The 14,431-nt window shown below is 69.3% G+C and carries 12 protein-coding genes; 9 read left to right on the top strand and 3 right to left on the bottom strand.

Annotated features, from left to right (window positions below):
• Positions 1–30 precede the first annotated feature (30 nt).
• Positions 31–1,440, bottom strand: a complete 1,410-nt coding sequence (locus Q8X39_RS01620; protein ID WP_305747880.1) for an MFS transporter — start codon at positions 1,438–1,440, stop codon at positions 31–33.
• 152 nt (positions 1,441–1,592) lie between these two features.
• Here Q8X39_RS01620 and Q8X39_RS01615 point away from each other — a divergent pair, with 152 nt between their 5' ends.
• Positions 1,593–2,366 carry an IclR family transcriptional regulator domain-containing protein gene (locus Q8X39_RS01615; RefSeq protein WP_305747879.1) on the top strand — a complete coding sequence of 258 codons (774 nt, stop codon included), beginning with the start codon at positions 1,593–1,595 and terminating at the stop codon, positions 2,364–2,366.
• Between the two features lie 45 nt (positions 2,367–2,411).
• Positions 2,412–2,828 (top strand): hypothetical protein, encoded by a 417-nt coding sequence (locus tag Q8X39_RS01610; RefSeq protein ID WP_305747878.1) that lies wholly within the window; start codon positions 2,412–2,414, stop codon positions 2,826–2,828.
• Between the two features lie 55 nt (positions 2,829–2,883).
• Here the strand turns inward: Q8X39_RS01610 and Q8X39_RS01605 are convergent, their stop codons facing one another.
• On the bottom strand, positions 2,884–3,246 hold the full coding sequence (locus Q8X39_RS01605) for an H-NS histone family protein (protein ID WP_305747877.1): 363 nt from the start codon (positions 3,244–3,246) through the stop codon (positions 2,884–2,886).
• A gap of 593 nt (positions 3,247–3,839) precedes the next feature.
• Between Q8X39_RS01605 and Q8X39_RS01600 the strand changes: the two genes are divergently transcribed.
• Complete coding sequence (locus Q8X39_RS01600) at positions 3,840–4,622, top strand: CAP domain-containing protein (RefSeq protein WP_305747876.1); 783 nt, start codon at positions 3,840–3,842, stop codon at positions 4,620–4,622.
• Positions 4,623–4,629: 7 nt separating this feature from the next.
• On the opposite strand, the gene Q8X39_RS01595 is transcribed toward Q8X39_RS01600, so the two are convergent.
• Positions 4,630–5,601 (bottom strand): LysR family transcriptional regulator, encoded by a 972-nt coding sequence (locus Q8X39_RS01595; RefSeq protein ID WP_305747875.1) that lies wholly within the window; start codon positions 5,599–5,601, stop codon positions 4,630–4,632.
• A gap of 395 nt (positions 5,602–5,996) precedes the next feature.
• On the opposite strand from Q8X39_RS01595, the gene Q8X39_RS01590 reads away from it, so the two are divergent.
• The 6 genes from Q8X39_RS01590 (at position 5,997) to Q8X39_RS01565 (ending at position 14,428) form a co-directional block, all read left to right on the top strand.
• Positions 5,997–8,096 (top strand): bifunctional rhamnulose-1-phosphate aldolase/short-chain dehydrogenase, encoded by a 2,100-nt coding sequence (locus Q8X39_RS01590; RefSeq protein ID WP_305747874.1) that lies wholly within the window; start codon positions 5,997–5,999, stop codon positions 8,094–8,096.
• Positions 8,097–8,214: 118 nt separating this feature from the next.
• Positions 8,215–9,504, top strand: coding sequence for an L-rhamnose catabolism isomerase (rhaI, locus tag Q8X39_RS01585; RefSeq protein WP_305747873.1), 1,290 nt, complete (start codon positions 8,215–8,217; stop codon positions 9,502–9,504).
• Positions 9,505–9,687: 183 nt separating this feature from the next.
• Positions 9,688–10,677, top strand: coding sequence for a rhamnose ABC transporter substrate-binding protein (rhaS, locus tag Q8X39_RS01580; RefSeq protein WP_305747872.1), 990 nt, complete (start codon positions 9,688–9,690; stop codon positions 10,675–10,677).
• 99 nt (positions 10,678–10,776) lie between these two features.
• Positions 10,777–12,414, top strand: coding sequence for a sugar ABC transporter ATP-binding protein (locus Q8X39_RS01575; protein WP_305747871.1), 1,638 nt, complete (start codon positions 10,777–10,779; stop codon positions 12,412–12,414).
• On the top strand, positions 12,411–13,430 hold the full coding sequence (locus Q8X39_RS01570; protein ID WP_305747870.1) for an ABC transporter permease: 1,020 nt from the start codon (positions 12,411–12,413) through the stop codon (positions 13,428–13,430). Before Q8X39_RS01575 ends, Q8X39_RS01570 begins: the two co-directional genes overlap by 4 nt.
• Complete coding sequence (locus Q8X39_RS01565; protein ID WP_305747869.1) at positions 13,427–14,428, top strand: ABC transporter permease; 1,002 nt, start codon at positions 13,427–13,429, stop codon at positions 14,426–14,428. The genes Q8X39_RS01570 and Q8X39_RS01565 overlap by 4 nt, the downstream gene beginning before the upstream one ends.
• The last annotated feature ends 3 nt before the right edge of the window (positions 14,429–14,431 follow it).

The raw sequence follows: 14,431 nt of genomic DNA, 5'->3' as shown, positions 1-14,431 counted from the left end.
TACCCCGCTGCGCAAACCGTTCGACGCGTGTCAGCCCAAGGACTTGAAGGCCCGGGAGTTCAGCAGCGACTGCTCGCGCTGGCGGTCGTAGACGGTCTTCTTCTCCGGCACGGCATCGGGCTTGCCGAGGTCATGCATGTGGACCCGGTAGGTCTCGCGTGCCGACCAGGCCGACAGGGCGGCCAGCACGGTCGCGGCCAGCGTGATCGAGCCGACGATCACCGGGATGTTGGTCGCCCCCGGAGGCGCCACGGTCGCGAACAGCGCCGGCAGCATCGCCGTCACCAGCGTGCCAAGGTTCTGCGAGATCGCCATGGCCGAGACACGGGTGCGGGTCGGGAACAGTTCGGGGAAGAAGCTCGGGAAGACCGCGTTGTAGCCCTGGTAGACCACGCCCCACATCAGCAGCGACATGGCCATGGCCAGCGGCACGTTGTGGATGCTGATCGCGTACAGGTAGGCGAAGGACAGCAGGCCGGAAGCCAGCGCGCCGAAGATGATGGGCGGTCGCCGACCGATCTTGTCGGACAGGTTGCCGACGAAGGGAATCACGATCACGGCCAGGATGTTGCCCAGCACGGGAATCCACAGGTAGACGTCCTTGTCGAAGCCGATGCCGTAGCCCGGCTGCACCGCATAGGCCGCACCGAAGATCGAGGTGACCACCGGGATCACGTTCATCAGCGCCATGCAGATCACGCGCAGCATGTCGCGCCAGCTCTCGGTGATGGCCTGCACCATCGGCGCCCTGGGCACCTGGCCCTGCTGGCCTTCCTCGGTGAAGGCGGGCGTCTCGTCGACCTCGCGGCGGATGATCCAGCCGGCCACGATGACCAGGAAGCTCAGGATGAACGGGATGCGCCAGCCCCAGCGGTTGAAGTCGTCGGCGGGCATGAAATGCGCCAGCGGCAGGAACACGGCGGCCGCCAGGATCTGGCCGGCCTGCACGCCTTGCAGCGTGAAGCTCGCGAAGAAGCCGCGCCGGCCAAAGGGTGCGTGCTCCAGGATCATCGAGCTGGCGCCGGAGATCTCGCCGGCCACCGCGAAGCCCTGGATCAGGCGCAGCAGCACCAGCATCGCCGGCGCCCACAGGCCGACCTGGTCGTAAGTGGGCAGCAGGCCGACCGCGACGGTCGAGAAGCCCATCAGGAACATGCACAGCACCAGCACCTGCTTGCGGCCATGCGTGTCGCCCCAGTGGCCCAGGAAGAAGGCACCGATCGGACGCGCCACGTAGCCCACGCCATAGGTCGCCAGCGAGGCGATGATGGCCGCCTTCGGGTCGCCCTTCGGGAAGAAGATCTGCGGAAAGATCAGCGATGCGGCGGTCGCGTAGATGAAGAAGTCGTAGTACTCGAGCGCCGAGCCGATCCAGCCGCTGGCGGTCGCCTTGCGGGTCTGGTGTTCGCCTTCGGGCTCGTGTTCGAGGGGTTGGGCCATGGGGTTCCCGGTGTTGGGTACAGCGGCGTTCAATGTAGGACGCGAGGTTTCCCGACACCAGAAGAGAACGCATGGCGCGATCGATCACCGATCGCAAACTATCATGGACCGATCGCATTAGTGGTTTTCCCTAGACCCGCCGTCGAGCCGCCATGACGCAAAACCGCCCGCCCGTCGACCGTTCGCTGCTCATTGAAGGCCTGGGAAAAGGGCTGCGGGTGATCGAGGCCTTCAGCGACGACTGGCCGCGCATGACGGCCACCGAATGTGGCGAGCGCACCGGCCTGACCCGCACCGCCGCGCGCCGCTACCTGATGACCCTGGTACACGACGGCTATGCCGACACCGACGGCAAGCACTACTGGCTGATGCCCAGCGTGCTGCGCCTGGGCCAGAGCTACCTGGAGGCGGCGCGGCTCCCGCGCCTGGTCCAACCCTTCCTGCAACGCCTGTCGATGCACACCGGCGAGACCGCGAACTTCAGCGTGCTCGACGGCCATGACGTGGTCTACCTGGTGCGCAGCAACTCGCCGCGGGTGGTGTCGATCGGCTTCCAGGTCGGCGCGCGCATGCCGGCCCATGCGGTCTCGCCGGGCACCGCCGTGCTGTCGACCTGGAGCCCCGAGGCGCTGGAAGCCTGGCTGGCCACGCACGACTACCTCAAGTTCAACGCCGCCACTGTCGGCGATGCGGACCGCCTGCGCGAGCGCGTCGAGCGAGCCCGCCAGCAGGGCTACATCCGGCTGGAGCAGCAGGTCGACGTCGGCCTGGGCGGTCTTGCCGTGCCGCTGGTTGACCGCAAGGGCCGCTGCGTCGGCGCCTTGAGCATCACCTTCCAGGCCCAGGCCTATCCCGAGGAAACCTGCCTGCAGCGCCTGCTGCCACCCTTGCAGGAAGCCAGCCAGGCCCTGCGACCCATCGTCTGATCGACCGATCGGACATATCGACCATTCGAGCCCGTGCATGCCGAAATGAACCAGGACCTGCCACCGCAAACCCTGCCCGACTGGGATCTCTACCGCGCCCTGCGCGAGCAATGGACCCACGAGGACAACCTCGTCAATCACCGCCTGATGTGGCTGATCCTGTCCGAGGGCCTGCTCTTCACCGCCTATGGCACGCTGACCACCGCAAAACTGCACTGGCTGGTCTTCGGGTTTCCGATGTTCGGCATGGCAGTCGCCGGGGTGATCGGCGTGAGCATTTATGCGGCGCTCGATGCGACCGACGAGATCGCGCGCCAATACGAGCAGGCCGGCCTGATGCGCCTGTGCAACCTGACGCCCACCAAACAGGTCGGCAACCGTGGTCGCTGGGCCCCTCTCGCGCTGCCCTTCGTGTTCGGCGCACTCTGGGTGCTGGCGATGGCCGGGGCTTTCGGCAGTTGAAAAAGGAACGGGGCCCCGACTCGCGTCGGGGCCCCGTCAAGGATCGCCTGAGGGCTCAGGCCGCCGCGATCAGGAAATCCTCGATCTTGGCGCCGCCTTCCAGGGCGGCGGTCAGCCACTTTGGCTTCAGGCCGCGGCCGCTCCAGGTTTCGCCGGTGGACGGGTGGCGGTACTTGGCCGCCACGGTCTTGCCGGTGCGGCCGTCGGTGCCCTTGACCTTGTTGGGGCCACGCGTGCGGCGGCCTTCGACGGCAGCGATGTCGGAGACGGTCAGGCCATGTTCAGCCATCAGTGCACGCACCTTGTCGATCGCCGACTGACGCTCCGCATTCTGGAGTTCCTTGAGGGCCTGCTCCAGGGCTGCCTGCTGCGCAGCCAGGGCCTCGCGTTGCTTGATGAGTTCGGAAATGCTCGACATGGCATCCATCCTTTGAATATCAGGGAAGCTAGACCACCATGGGCCGGTGGGTTTCAAGGGCCGCAGCGGGACTGCGGCAAAACTGCTGGGGCCGAGTATAACGATACCTTGAGGGTTTGGCGCAAGGCGGATCGGGTTTAATCCTTGGATTGCCAAACTGATGCGCTGCATCGACACCCGAGCGCGACGACGCAGGTCAGCCCAGGGTCTTACCCGGTGCGACCGCGGGTCAATCTGGCAGGCATGCACCGATTTGAGTCCGGAATGTGTCGGCGCCACCTTCTGTTTCAGGATGAAGGTCAGCTGAATTTCCTGAAGGATCGCTTCCTGGCCTTGCAGGCGTTTTCCGGAACTGAGACTTTCGATTCAGACGCATGCGCCCGCGCCGCGTTGCGTCGAGTCCGCGGACAGGTCACGTGCGGGACCACCCGTCCGCCATCCCCGATACATGGGCCTGTCGTGTCGAGGTCGCGCCCTACATTTCTTCACGCCTGCCGATGCAAGGCCGCGGAGATACTTTCGGGATGCCTGAACCGCACCTCCTGACGCACCTCCTGACGCACCTCCTGACGCACGTCCCGCCGAACGTCCCGATGCCCGTCCCCCAACGCGCCTTCGCCCTGCTGATCCGCCTGGCGAGCGGTCTCGCGACCGCGCTGCTGGTGGCCTGTGCCGGCATGCCCGACGATGCCGCGCCACCCGCCACGCCCAACGCCGACGACGCGGCACGGACGATGGTCGGACGGCCGATCGTGCCCGTGACCACGATCCGCGAATGCGCGCTGACGCCGGCCCAGCGCGCCACCCAGCAGGCCATGCTCGACGAACTGAACCACGCGCGCACCCAGCCGGCGCGCTACGCCGCGCTGGTCGAGGCGAACTACGCCGGCCTGGGCGAGGACCGCATCTACCTGCGCGACGGCGTGCGCATCCGCATGACCGAAGGCCTGAGCGCCGTGCGCGAGGCGGTCGCCTTCCTGAAGCAGGTGCGGCCGGTGCCGGCGCTGCGCGCCCACGGCTGCCTGTCGGTGGCGGCGCAGAGCCACGTCAAGGACCAGGGGCCGCGCGGCAGCGTGGGCCACGGCGGGAGCGACGGCAGCGATCCGCCGCGCCGTGCGGCCAGGGCGCTGGGCCGCAAGTCCGCCTGCGGCGAGAACATCAGCTACGGGCCGGAATCGCCGCGCGAGCATGTCATCGGCCTGCTGGTCGACGATGGCGTGGCCGACCGCGGCCACCGCAACAACATCTTCCTGGCCGAATACCGCAGCTTCGGCGCCGCGGTCGGACCGCACAAGGTCTACCGCCAGATGGCGGTCCACGTGATGTGCTTCGAGGACATCCGCGACGAGGCACCGGCCAGGGCCACGCCGCGCTGAAGCCTGCTCAGGCCACCGTGCCGGCACCGTCCTGGACCGCCGAGCGGCAGGCCGCGTAGAGCGCACCCTCGTCCAGCACGAACTGCCGGAAGGCCGCGTTGACGCCGCCGAGCTGGGTGTCGCGGCGTTGCACGAAGCACCAGTCGATGTGCTTGGGCATGCCCCGCACGTCCAGCAGCGCCATGCGGCCGGCCTCCAGCTCGACCTGGAAGGTGTGGGCCGACAGGAAGCTGATGCCCATGCCGCACATCACCGCCTGCTTGATGGTCTCGTTGCCGGCCAGCTCCAGGCCGGCGCGGACCTGGATGGACTGCTGCTGCAACAGGTGCTCCAGGAACTGCCGGGTGGCCGAGCCGGCCTCGCGGAAGATGAAGTGCTCATCGCGCAGGTCGGCCCAGTCGAGGTCGCGCCGGCCCACCAGCGGGTGCGAGGGATGGGCCACGATGCAGTGCGGATGGCGCGCGAAGCTGGTCGCCTCCAGGTCGGCCTCGGACGGCGGATAGCCGCTGATCGCCAGGTCCAGCCGGTGCTCGTGCAGCATCGCCAGCACCTCGCCGCGCTTGGCGACCGTGAGCTTCAGTCGCACGTCCGGGTGACGCTGGTGGAAGGCATGCATCAGGCGCGGCGCGAAGTAGTGGGCGGTCGAGACGACGCCCAGGTGCAGCAGGCCGCGGAAACCGCGCGCCGCACCGCCGGCCTCGTCCACCGGACCGCGCAGCGCATCGAGCGCCTCATCGGCCGCGCGGGCCTGGGCCAGCAGGATGCGCGCATGCTGCAGCAGTTCCTGCCCGGCGGCGGTCAGGCGCTGGCGTTGCGGACGCTCGAACAGCGTCGCGTCGAGGTCGGTCTCGAGCTGGCGGATCTGCATCGACACGGCCGGCTGGCTCATGCCCAGCACCTCGGCGGCGCGCGAGAAGCTGCCGCAGGCCGCGACGGTCTCGAACAGGTGCAGGTGGCGCAGGTTGAAGTGCATCGGCATGGCGGGGCGCCGGTCGGCATGAGTCGGCATGAGTCGGCATGAGTCGGCATGAGTCGGCATGAGTCGGCAAGGGGCGGCAAGGGGCGGCAAGGGTCGATCACGGGTCGCGGAGCGGATGCTGCGGCGCGTCATCCGGCCCGTTCCGAACGGGTTTCCAGGGACTTTCCCGGATCCGAAGCGCAGATCGCCACCACGGGGCGCCGTCGGCCCTGGGCCAGGGCGACGCCGGGACGGTCTGGTGGGCGAATCATAAGGACAACCTGATTGACTCCATCAAGCTTCATCAATTGCTCGTGAAGCCCTGCCTCACTAACCTGCCAGACATCGACATCGCCGATCGATGTCCGGAACCGATCACCGACCGAACACCCCGCGACCTTGCCCGAGACCGCCACATGACCACCTCCGCCCCCTTCCCGCGCTGGGACGACGCCCGCGCCGCCGCGCTCGATGAGCCCGGCCTGCTGCTGTACCGCTCCAACCTCCTGGGCTCGGACCTGCGCATCACGAACTACGGCGGCGGCAACACGTCGGCCAAGATCTGGCAGAAGGACCCGCTGACCGGCCAGGACGTCGAAGTCCTGTGGGTCAAGGGCTCCGGCGGCGATGTCGGCTCGATGAAGCTGGACGGCTTCTCGACCCTCTACATGGACAAGCTGCGTGCCCTCAAGGGCCTGTACCGCGGCCGCGAGCATGAGGACGAGATGGTCGGCTACCTGCCGCACTGCACCTTCAACCTCAACAGCCGCGCCGCCTCGATCGACACGCCGCTGCATGCGTCGCTGCCCTACACGCACGTCGACCACATGCACCCCGATGCGCTGATCGCGATCGCGGCGATGGCGAACTCCGAGGCCATCACGAAGCAGGTCTTCGAGGGCACCGTCGGCTGGCTGCCCTGGCTGCGTCCGGGCTACGAGCTGGGCCTGCAGCTGGCCGCGCACGACGCCGCCCACCCCGGCCTGCGCGGCATCGTGCTGGGCGGCCACGGCCTGTTCAGCTGGGGCGAGACCGCCAAGGCCTGCTACGAGAACACGGTCGACCTGATCGAGCGGGCGCAGTCCTGGCTGGCCAGCGAACGCGCCCGCCGCCACGTGCAGGTCTTCGGCGGCACCGCCTTCAGCACCCTGCCCGAGGCCGAGCGCGACACCACGCTGGCGCGTGTGCTGCCGGTGCTGCGGGGGCTGAGTGCAGAGGGTGGTTCCAAGCTGCTGGACCTGAACACGTCGGCCGAAGTGCTGGCATTCGTCAACTCGAAGGACCTGGCGCCGCTGGCCGCGCTGGGCACGTCCTGCCCGGACCATTTCCTGCGCACCAAGATCCGCCCGCTGGTGGTGCCCGAGTCGGTCTACACGCTCGATGGCGCCGAGCTGAGGTCGAAGCTGGGCGAGCTGCTGGCCGCCTACCGGGCCGACTACGCGGCCTACTACGAACGCTGCAAGCGCGCCAACAGCCCGGCGCTGCGCGACCCAAACCCGGTCGTGATCCTGCTGCCGCGCATCGGCATGGTGACGATCGCCAAGGACAAGGCCACCGCCCGCATCGCCGGCGAGTTCTACGTCAACGCGATCAACGTGATGCGCGAGGCCAATGCGGTCGACCGCTACGTCGGCCTGCCCGAGCAGGAAGCCTTCGACATCGAGTACTGGCTGCTCGAAGAGGCCAAGCTCCAGCGCATGCCCCGCCCGAAGCCCATGGTCGGCAAGGTCGCGCTGGTGACCGGCGGGGCCGGCGGCATCGGCCAGGCGATCGCCCGGCGCATGCTGGCCGACGGCGGCTGCGTGGTGCTGGCCGACATCGACCAGGAGGCGCTCGACAGCGTCGGCGCCGAGCTGGCGAAGACCTACGGCCGCGACCACGTGCGCGGCGTGCGCTGCGACGTCACCGACGAGGCCAGCGTGATCGCCGCCTTCGGCCGTGCCGCGATCGCCTTCGGCGGCGTCGACATCCTGGTGAGCAACGCCGGCATCGCCTCGGCCGCGCCGATCGAGGAAACCTCGCTGGCGCTCTGGAACCGCAACCAGAGCATCCTCGCCACCGGCTACTTCCTGGTCGGCCGCGAAGCCTTCAAGCAGATGAAGGCCCAGGGCACCGGCGGCAGCATCGTGATGATCGCCAGCAAGAACGGCATGGTCGCCAGCGCCCAGGCCACCGCCTACTGCGCGGCCAAGGCCGCCGAGATCCAGCTCAGCCGCAGCTTCGCGCTCGAAGGCGCACCGCTGGGCATCCGCAGCAACGTGGTCAACCCCGACGCGGTGATCCGCGGCTCGAAGATCTGGACCGGCAAGTGGAGCGAGGAGCGCGCCGCCGCCAACAAGATCAGCGAGCAGGACCTCGAAGCCTTTTACCGCGACCGCTCGATGCTCAAGCGCAGCGTCTTCCCCGAGGACATCGCCGAGGCCACCTACTTCTTCGCCGCCGAGCACCTGAGCGCGAAGTCCACCGGAAACATCCTCAACGTCGACGCCGGCAACCTCGCCGCCTTCACGCGATAGGTCCACCCCCGAAGCGCCTGCGGCGCTCCCCCTCAAGGGGGCGCGACGGGTGGACCGGCCGAGCCGGATCCACCGTCGCCGCTGGCTGAACTCACAAGGTGCATCCAAGGAAGAACACATGACCCACCTCATCGACCGCAGCGTCATCGACGCCCACAACGCCCGGCTGCAGCGCGACCTCGACAGCGACTACGCCCACCTCGGCGAGCAGCTGGCCCGGCGCGGCATCGACATCGAGACCGTGCGCGCGCAGGTCGCCGCCTTCGGCGTGGCCATCCCGAGCTGGGGCGTGGGCACCGGCGGCACCCGCTTCGCGCGCTTCCCCGGCCAGGGCGAGCCGCGCCACGTGTTCGACAAGCTGCAGGACTGCGGCGTGATCCAGCAGCTGGCCCGCGCCACGCCGACCGTGTCGCTGCACATCCCCTGGGACAAGTGCTCGGACTGGAACGAGCTGCGCCAGACCGCATCGGCCTACGGCCTTGCCTTCGACGCGATGAACTCCAACACCTTCTCCGACCAGAAGGGCCAGGCCCACAGCTACAAGTACGGCAGCCTGACGCACACCGATGCGGCCACCCGGGCCCAGGCCGTGGCCCACAACCTCGAGTGCATCGAGATCGGCCAGAAGCTCGGCTCCAGGGCGCTGACCGTGTGGGTCGGCGACGGCAGCAACTTCCCCGGCCAGCAGCATTTCCGCCGCGCCTTCGACCGCTACCTCGACAGCTCGGCGCAGATCTACGCCGCCCTGCCGTCGGACTGGCGCATGTTCCTGGAGCACAAGATCGCCGAGCCGGCCTTCTACAGCACCGTGATCCAGGACTGGGGCAGCAGCTTCCTCGCGGCCCAGGCGCTGGGTCCGAAGGCGCAGTGCCTGGTCGACCTCGGCCACCACGCGCCCAACGTCAACATCGAGCTGATCGTGGCCCGCCTGATCGCGGCCGGCAAGCTCGCGGGCTTCCACTTCAACGACAGCAAGTACGGCGACGACGACCTCGACGCCGGCAGCGTCTCGCCCTACCGCCTGTTCCTGGTCTTCAACGAGCTGGTCGCCGCCGCGCATGAAGGCGTGCCCTTCGAGCCGGCCTACATGCTCGACCAGAGCCACAACGTGACCGACCCGATCGAGAGCCTGATGACCAGCGCCGCGCAGGTGCTGCGCACCTATGCGCAGGCCCTGCTGGTCGACCGCCAGGCGCTCGACGCGGCCCAGGACGGCAACGACGCGATGACCGCGACCCACCTGCTCAAGCAGGGCTTCCAGACCGACGTGACGCCCATCCTGCAGCGCGTGCGCCTGGACGCCGGCGGCGCGATCGACCCGGTCGGCGCCTACCGCGCCAGCGGCTACCGCCAGCGCGTCGCCGGCGAACGCCCGGCCGTCGTAGGCGGTAGCGGCGGGATCGTGTGAGCCCCCGGCTGCGGCGTACCGCAGCCACCCCCCGGGGGGGTGTCGGTCGGCTTGGGGCGGCCCTGCGCTCGACCGACTGAGCTCCGCCCTCGCCCCACCTGACCTGCCCTGCCTGATTACCTGCGTTTTCACCCCCGCCGCAACCCCCGCGGCATCACAACCCCGCCCGAGGAGACACCTGAGATGACCACCCGCTACAAGCTGATTGCCGCCGCCGCCCTGTCGGTCTGCCTGACCACGCCGGCGCTGGCCGCCGACAAGATCGCCCTGGTCGTGAAGGCCATGGGCATCGGCTTCTTCGACGCGACCCACCAGGGTGCGCTCGAGGCCGCCAAGGAACTGGGCGACGTCGAGATCATCTACACCGGCCCGGCCAAGGCCACCGCCGAAGGCCAGATCGAGATCATCAACTCGCTGATCGCGCAGAACGTCAAGGCCATCGTGGTCTCGGCCAACGACCCCGACGCGCTGGTGCCCGTGACCAAGAAGGCCATGCAGCGCGGCATCAAGGTCATCTCCTTCGACTCGGGCATCCGCAAGGACGGCCGCCTGCTGCACCTCGCACCGTCGAACAACGCGCTGATCGGCGAGAAGCTGGTCAAGATGTCCGAGCAGGTCGTGGGCAAGACCGGCGAGATCGCCGTGCTGTCGGCCACCGCCCAGGCGACCAACCAGAACACCTGGATCGCCGAGATGAAGAAGGTCCTGGCCCAGCCCGCCTACAGCGGCCTGAAGCTGGTCAGCGTGGTCTACGGTGACGACCAGACCGACAAGAGCTACCGCGAGGCGCAGGGCCTGTTCAAGAGCTACCCCAACCTGAAGGCGATCGTCGCCCCGACCACCGTGGGCATCGCCGCCGCCGGCAAGGCGGTGACCGACGAGAAGAAGGTCGGCCAGGTCTACGTGACCGGCCTGGGCCTGCCCTCGGAGATGGCCGGCCACGTCAAGAGCGGCGCGGTCAAGTCCTTCGCGATCTGGAACCCGATCGACCTCGGCTACTCGTCCATCCACCTGGCCCACGCGCTGGTCAAGGGCGCCAAGGCCGCGCCCGGCGAAAGGCTGAAGATGGGCCGCGTCGGCACCGCGACGCTGGACAAGGACAACGAGGCCGCGATGGCCGAGCCCTTCACCTACGACGCCAGCAACGTCGAGCAGTTCGCCAAGATTTTCTGATCGAGCACGTCCTGCAGGCCTGTCCACCGCGGTGGCGGACCACTCCCAGCAGTCCCGCAACGGCCCGCATCGCAGCGGGCCGTTGTCCAGAATGACGCCATGAACACCCACCCTGCCCAGAGCGCGCTGCTCACGCTGCGCGGCCTGCACAAACGCTTCGGGCCGACCCACGCGCTGCGCGGGGTCGACCTGGACCTGGTCCCCGGCGAGGCGCTTGCGCTGATCGGCGAGAACGGTGCCGGCAAGTCCACGCTGGTCAAGACGCTGACCGGCGTGCACCAGCCCGACGAGGGCGAGATCCGCATGGCCGGCGAACGTGTGCGCTTCGCGGTCGCGCAGGATGCGCAGGCCGCCGGCATCGTCGCGGTGCACCAGGAAACGGTGATGTTCGAGGAACTCACCGCCGCCGAGAACATCTTCATCGGCCGCCAGCCGCTGAAGGGCCCGGCCTGGCTGCGCGTGATCGACTGGGCCCGCATGAACCGGGAGGCCCAGGCCGCGCTGGACCAGGTGGTGGACCGCGACGCGGCCGGCTTCACGGCCACGACGCTGGTGCGCGAGCTGAGCCTGGCCCAGCGCCACCTGATCGAGATCGCCCGGGCGCTGTCCCAGCGGGCCCGCGTGGTCATCCTCGACGAGCCGACCGCCGCGCTGTCGCAGGCGGAGATCCGCGACTTCTTCGGCATCGTGCGTGGCCTGAAGGCACAGGGCGTGGCCGTCCTCTTCATCACCCACAAGTTCGACGAGATCATGGCCGTGTGCGACCGCTACGTGGTCCTGCGCGACGGCGCCTCGGTCGGCAGCGGCCGCATCGCCGAGGCGCAGGAGCAGCAGCTCGTCGCGCTGATGGCCGGCCGCGAGATCGCCGACATCTACCCGCCGGTGGCCGACCGCCGCGGCGACACCGTGCTGCAGGTTCACGGCCTGAGCCACCCGACCGAGTTCGCCGATGTCTCCTTCGAGCTGCGGCGTGGCGAGATCCTCGGCTTCTACGGCCTGGTCGGTGCTGGCCGCAGCGAGGTCATGCTCGCGCTGATGGGCCTGAACCCCGATGCGAGCGGCCAGGTCCGCATCGACGGCCGGCCGGTCGACATCCGCCGGCCCGGCGACGCCATCGCCGCCGGACTGGCCTACGTGCCCGAGGAACGCCAGCGCCAGGGCGGCATCCTGGCGTTCTCGGTGCGCCACAACATCAGCCTCGCCGGACTGGCCGGTCCGCGCAGCGCCATCGGCGCCAGCCTGTCGCGCGGTCCGTGGCTGTCGGCCGGGCGCGAACAGGGCCTGGCCGCCCGCATGATCGAGCGGCTGCGCATCAAGACCGCCAGCCAGGACACGCCGCTGTCGGGCCTGTCGGGCGGCAACCAGCAGAAGGTCGTGATCGCCAAGTGGCTCGGCCTGGAGCCGCGCATCGTCATCCTCGACGAACCGACCAAGGGCATCGACGTCGGCGCCAAGCAGGCCGTCTACCACCTGATCGCCGAGATGGTCGAACAGGGCCTGGCGGTGATCCTGGTGTCCTCCGAACTGCCCGAGGTGATGCACCTCGCGCACCGCACGATCGTGATGCGGCGCGGCCGGCCGGTGGCCGAGTTCGAGGCGGGGCAGGCCGATGCCGAGACCCTCGTCGCCGCCGCCTCGGGCCTGTCGCACGGCGGCGCCGGGCCGCTGGCCCACCACGCTGCCGGAACGGTCCCGCCCGCCCCGGCCCTGCACCTCCAGGCGGAGCCTGCCGCATGACGCGCCCCAACCTTCCCCACCTGCGCCGCGAGTGGATCCTGCTCGCCATCATCCTGGTCATCGCCCTGGCCGTCGGCGCCCGCGCGCCGGTCTTCCTGACCGTGCGCAACGCGCTGGACATCGCCAACGACTCGGCCATCCTCGCCATTCTGGTGATCGGCCAGATGCTGGTGCTGCTCACGCGCGGCGTCGATCTGTCGGTGGCCAGCAACCTGGCGCTGACCGGCATGCTGTGCGCGCTGGCCGGCCGGGCCTGGCCGGGCATCCCGCTGGTGGCGTTGCTGGCCATGGCCGCCGGCATCGGCGCGCTGCTGGGTGCCGTCAACGGCTGGCTGATCGTGCGCTTCAACCTGCCGGCCATCGTCGTCACGCTGGGCACGATGTCGGCCTACCGTGGCGCGATCTTCGTGGTCAGCGGCGGCGCCTGGATCTCCGACCACGAGATCCATCCGCTCATCAAGGGCCTGCCGCGCGAGACCTGGGCCGGCCTGCCCGCGCTGCTGTGGTTCGCCGCCGCCGCACTGCTGTTCGGTGCCTGGCTGCTGCGCTGGCGGCGCGAAGGCCGCGAGCTCTACGCCTTCGGCGGCCACCCGTCCGCGGCGGTCTATGCCGGCATCCCGGTGCAGCGACGCCTGCTGATGGCCTACACGCTGTCGGGCCTGCTGGCCGGCATCGCCGGGCTGCTGTGGGTCGGCCGCTACTCGATCGCCTTCACCGAGCTGGCCTCGGGCTTCGAGCTGACCGTGATCGCGGCCTGCGTGATCGGCGGCGTCAGCATCGGCGGCGGCGTCGGCACGGTCGGCGGTGCGCTGCTGGGCGTGCTCTTCATCGGCGTGGTCAACGGCGCGCTGCCGGTGATCCAGGTCTCGCCGTTCTGGCAGCAGGCCATCGCCGGCGCGGTCATCCTCGTCTCGGTCGCGCTCAATGCCGGCACGCAGCGCCAGCGGGGTCGCCAGATCCTCGAACGCCATGACGCCGCCCGCGTCGCCACTGCCCCACACGGAGCCCGCGCATGAAAGCCCTCGACACCTGGGAACGCGTGCTGATCGGCCTGATCGCGCTCGTCTACCTGACCTTCGGCCTGACGGTCGACAACTTCCTGTCGCCCTACGCGCTGGCCGACAGCACCTTCAACTTCAGCGAGAAAGCCCTGATCGCGCTGGCCATGGCGCTGCTGATCGTCTCCGGCGAGATCGACCTGTCGATCGCGGCGACCATGGCGCTGGCCTCGCTGGCCATGGGCTATGCGATGCAGGCCGGCGCCAGCCTGCCGCTGATGCTGCTGGCCGCGCTCGCCACCGGCGTGGCCTGCGGTGCGCTCAACGGCTGGCTGGTGACGCGCTGGAAGCTGCCCAGCATCGTCGTCACCATCGGCACGCTGTCGCTCTACCGCGGCCTCGCGCTGGTGCTGCTGGGCGACCAGGCCATCACCGGCTACCCGGAGACCCTCAGCACCTGGGGCAACGGCAGCCTGGGCGACCTGTTCGGGCTGGAAGACCCGACCCGCCTGATCGTGCCGATCGAGTTCGCCGTGATGCTGCTGGCCACGCTGGCCGTGGGCCTGTTCCTGCACCGCAGCGTGATGGGCAGGCGCATCTACGCGATCGGCGCCAACCCGATCGCCTCGCGCTTCTCGGGCATCGCGGTGGACCGCTACCGCCTGGGCCTGTTCATCTTCGCGGGCGTCATGGCCGCGCTGGCCGCCGTGCTGCTGACCGGCCGCATCGGCAGCACACGGCCCAACCTGGCGATGGGCTGGGAGCTGGACGCCATCACCATCGTGATCCTCGGCGGCGTGGCCATCGAGGGCGGGCGCGGCAGCATCGTCGGCGTTGCGCTGGCGGCCGTGCTGATGGGCGGCTTCACCTTCGCGCTGGGCATGATGAACGTCGCCGGCATCGTCATGTCGATGATCGTCGGCGCCCTCCTGATCGTCGCGATGGTGCTGCCGCGCTGGCTGCGCCGGCGGCCCTCGGCACCGGCAGCCGGCAAGCCGGCAGCCCAGGCCGCCTGAAGC

The sequence above is a fragment of the Leptothrix discophora genome (assembly GCF_030705305.1).
Lineage (GTDB): Bacteria > Pseudomonadota > Gammaproteobacteria > Burkholderiales > Burkholderiaceae_C > Sphaerotilus > Sphaerotilus discophorus.
Note: the sequence above shows the minus strand (reverse complement) of the source record. Positions and strands in the feature narration are given on the sequence as shown.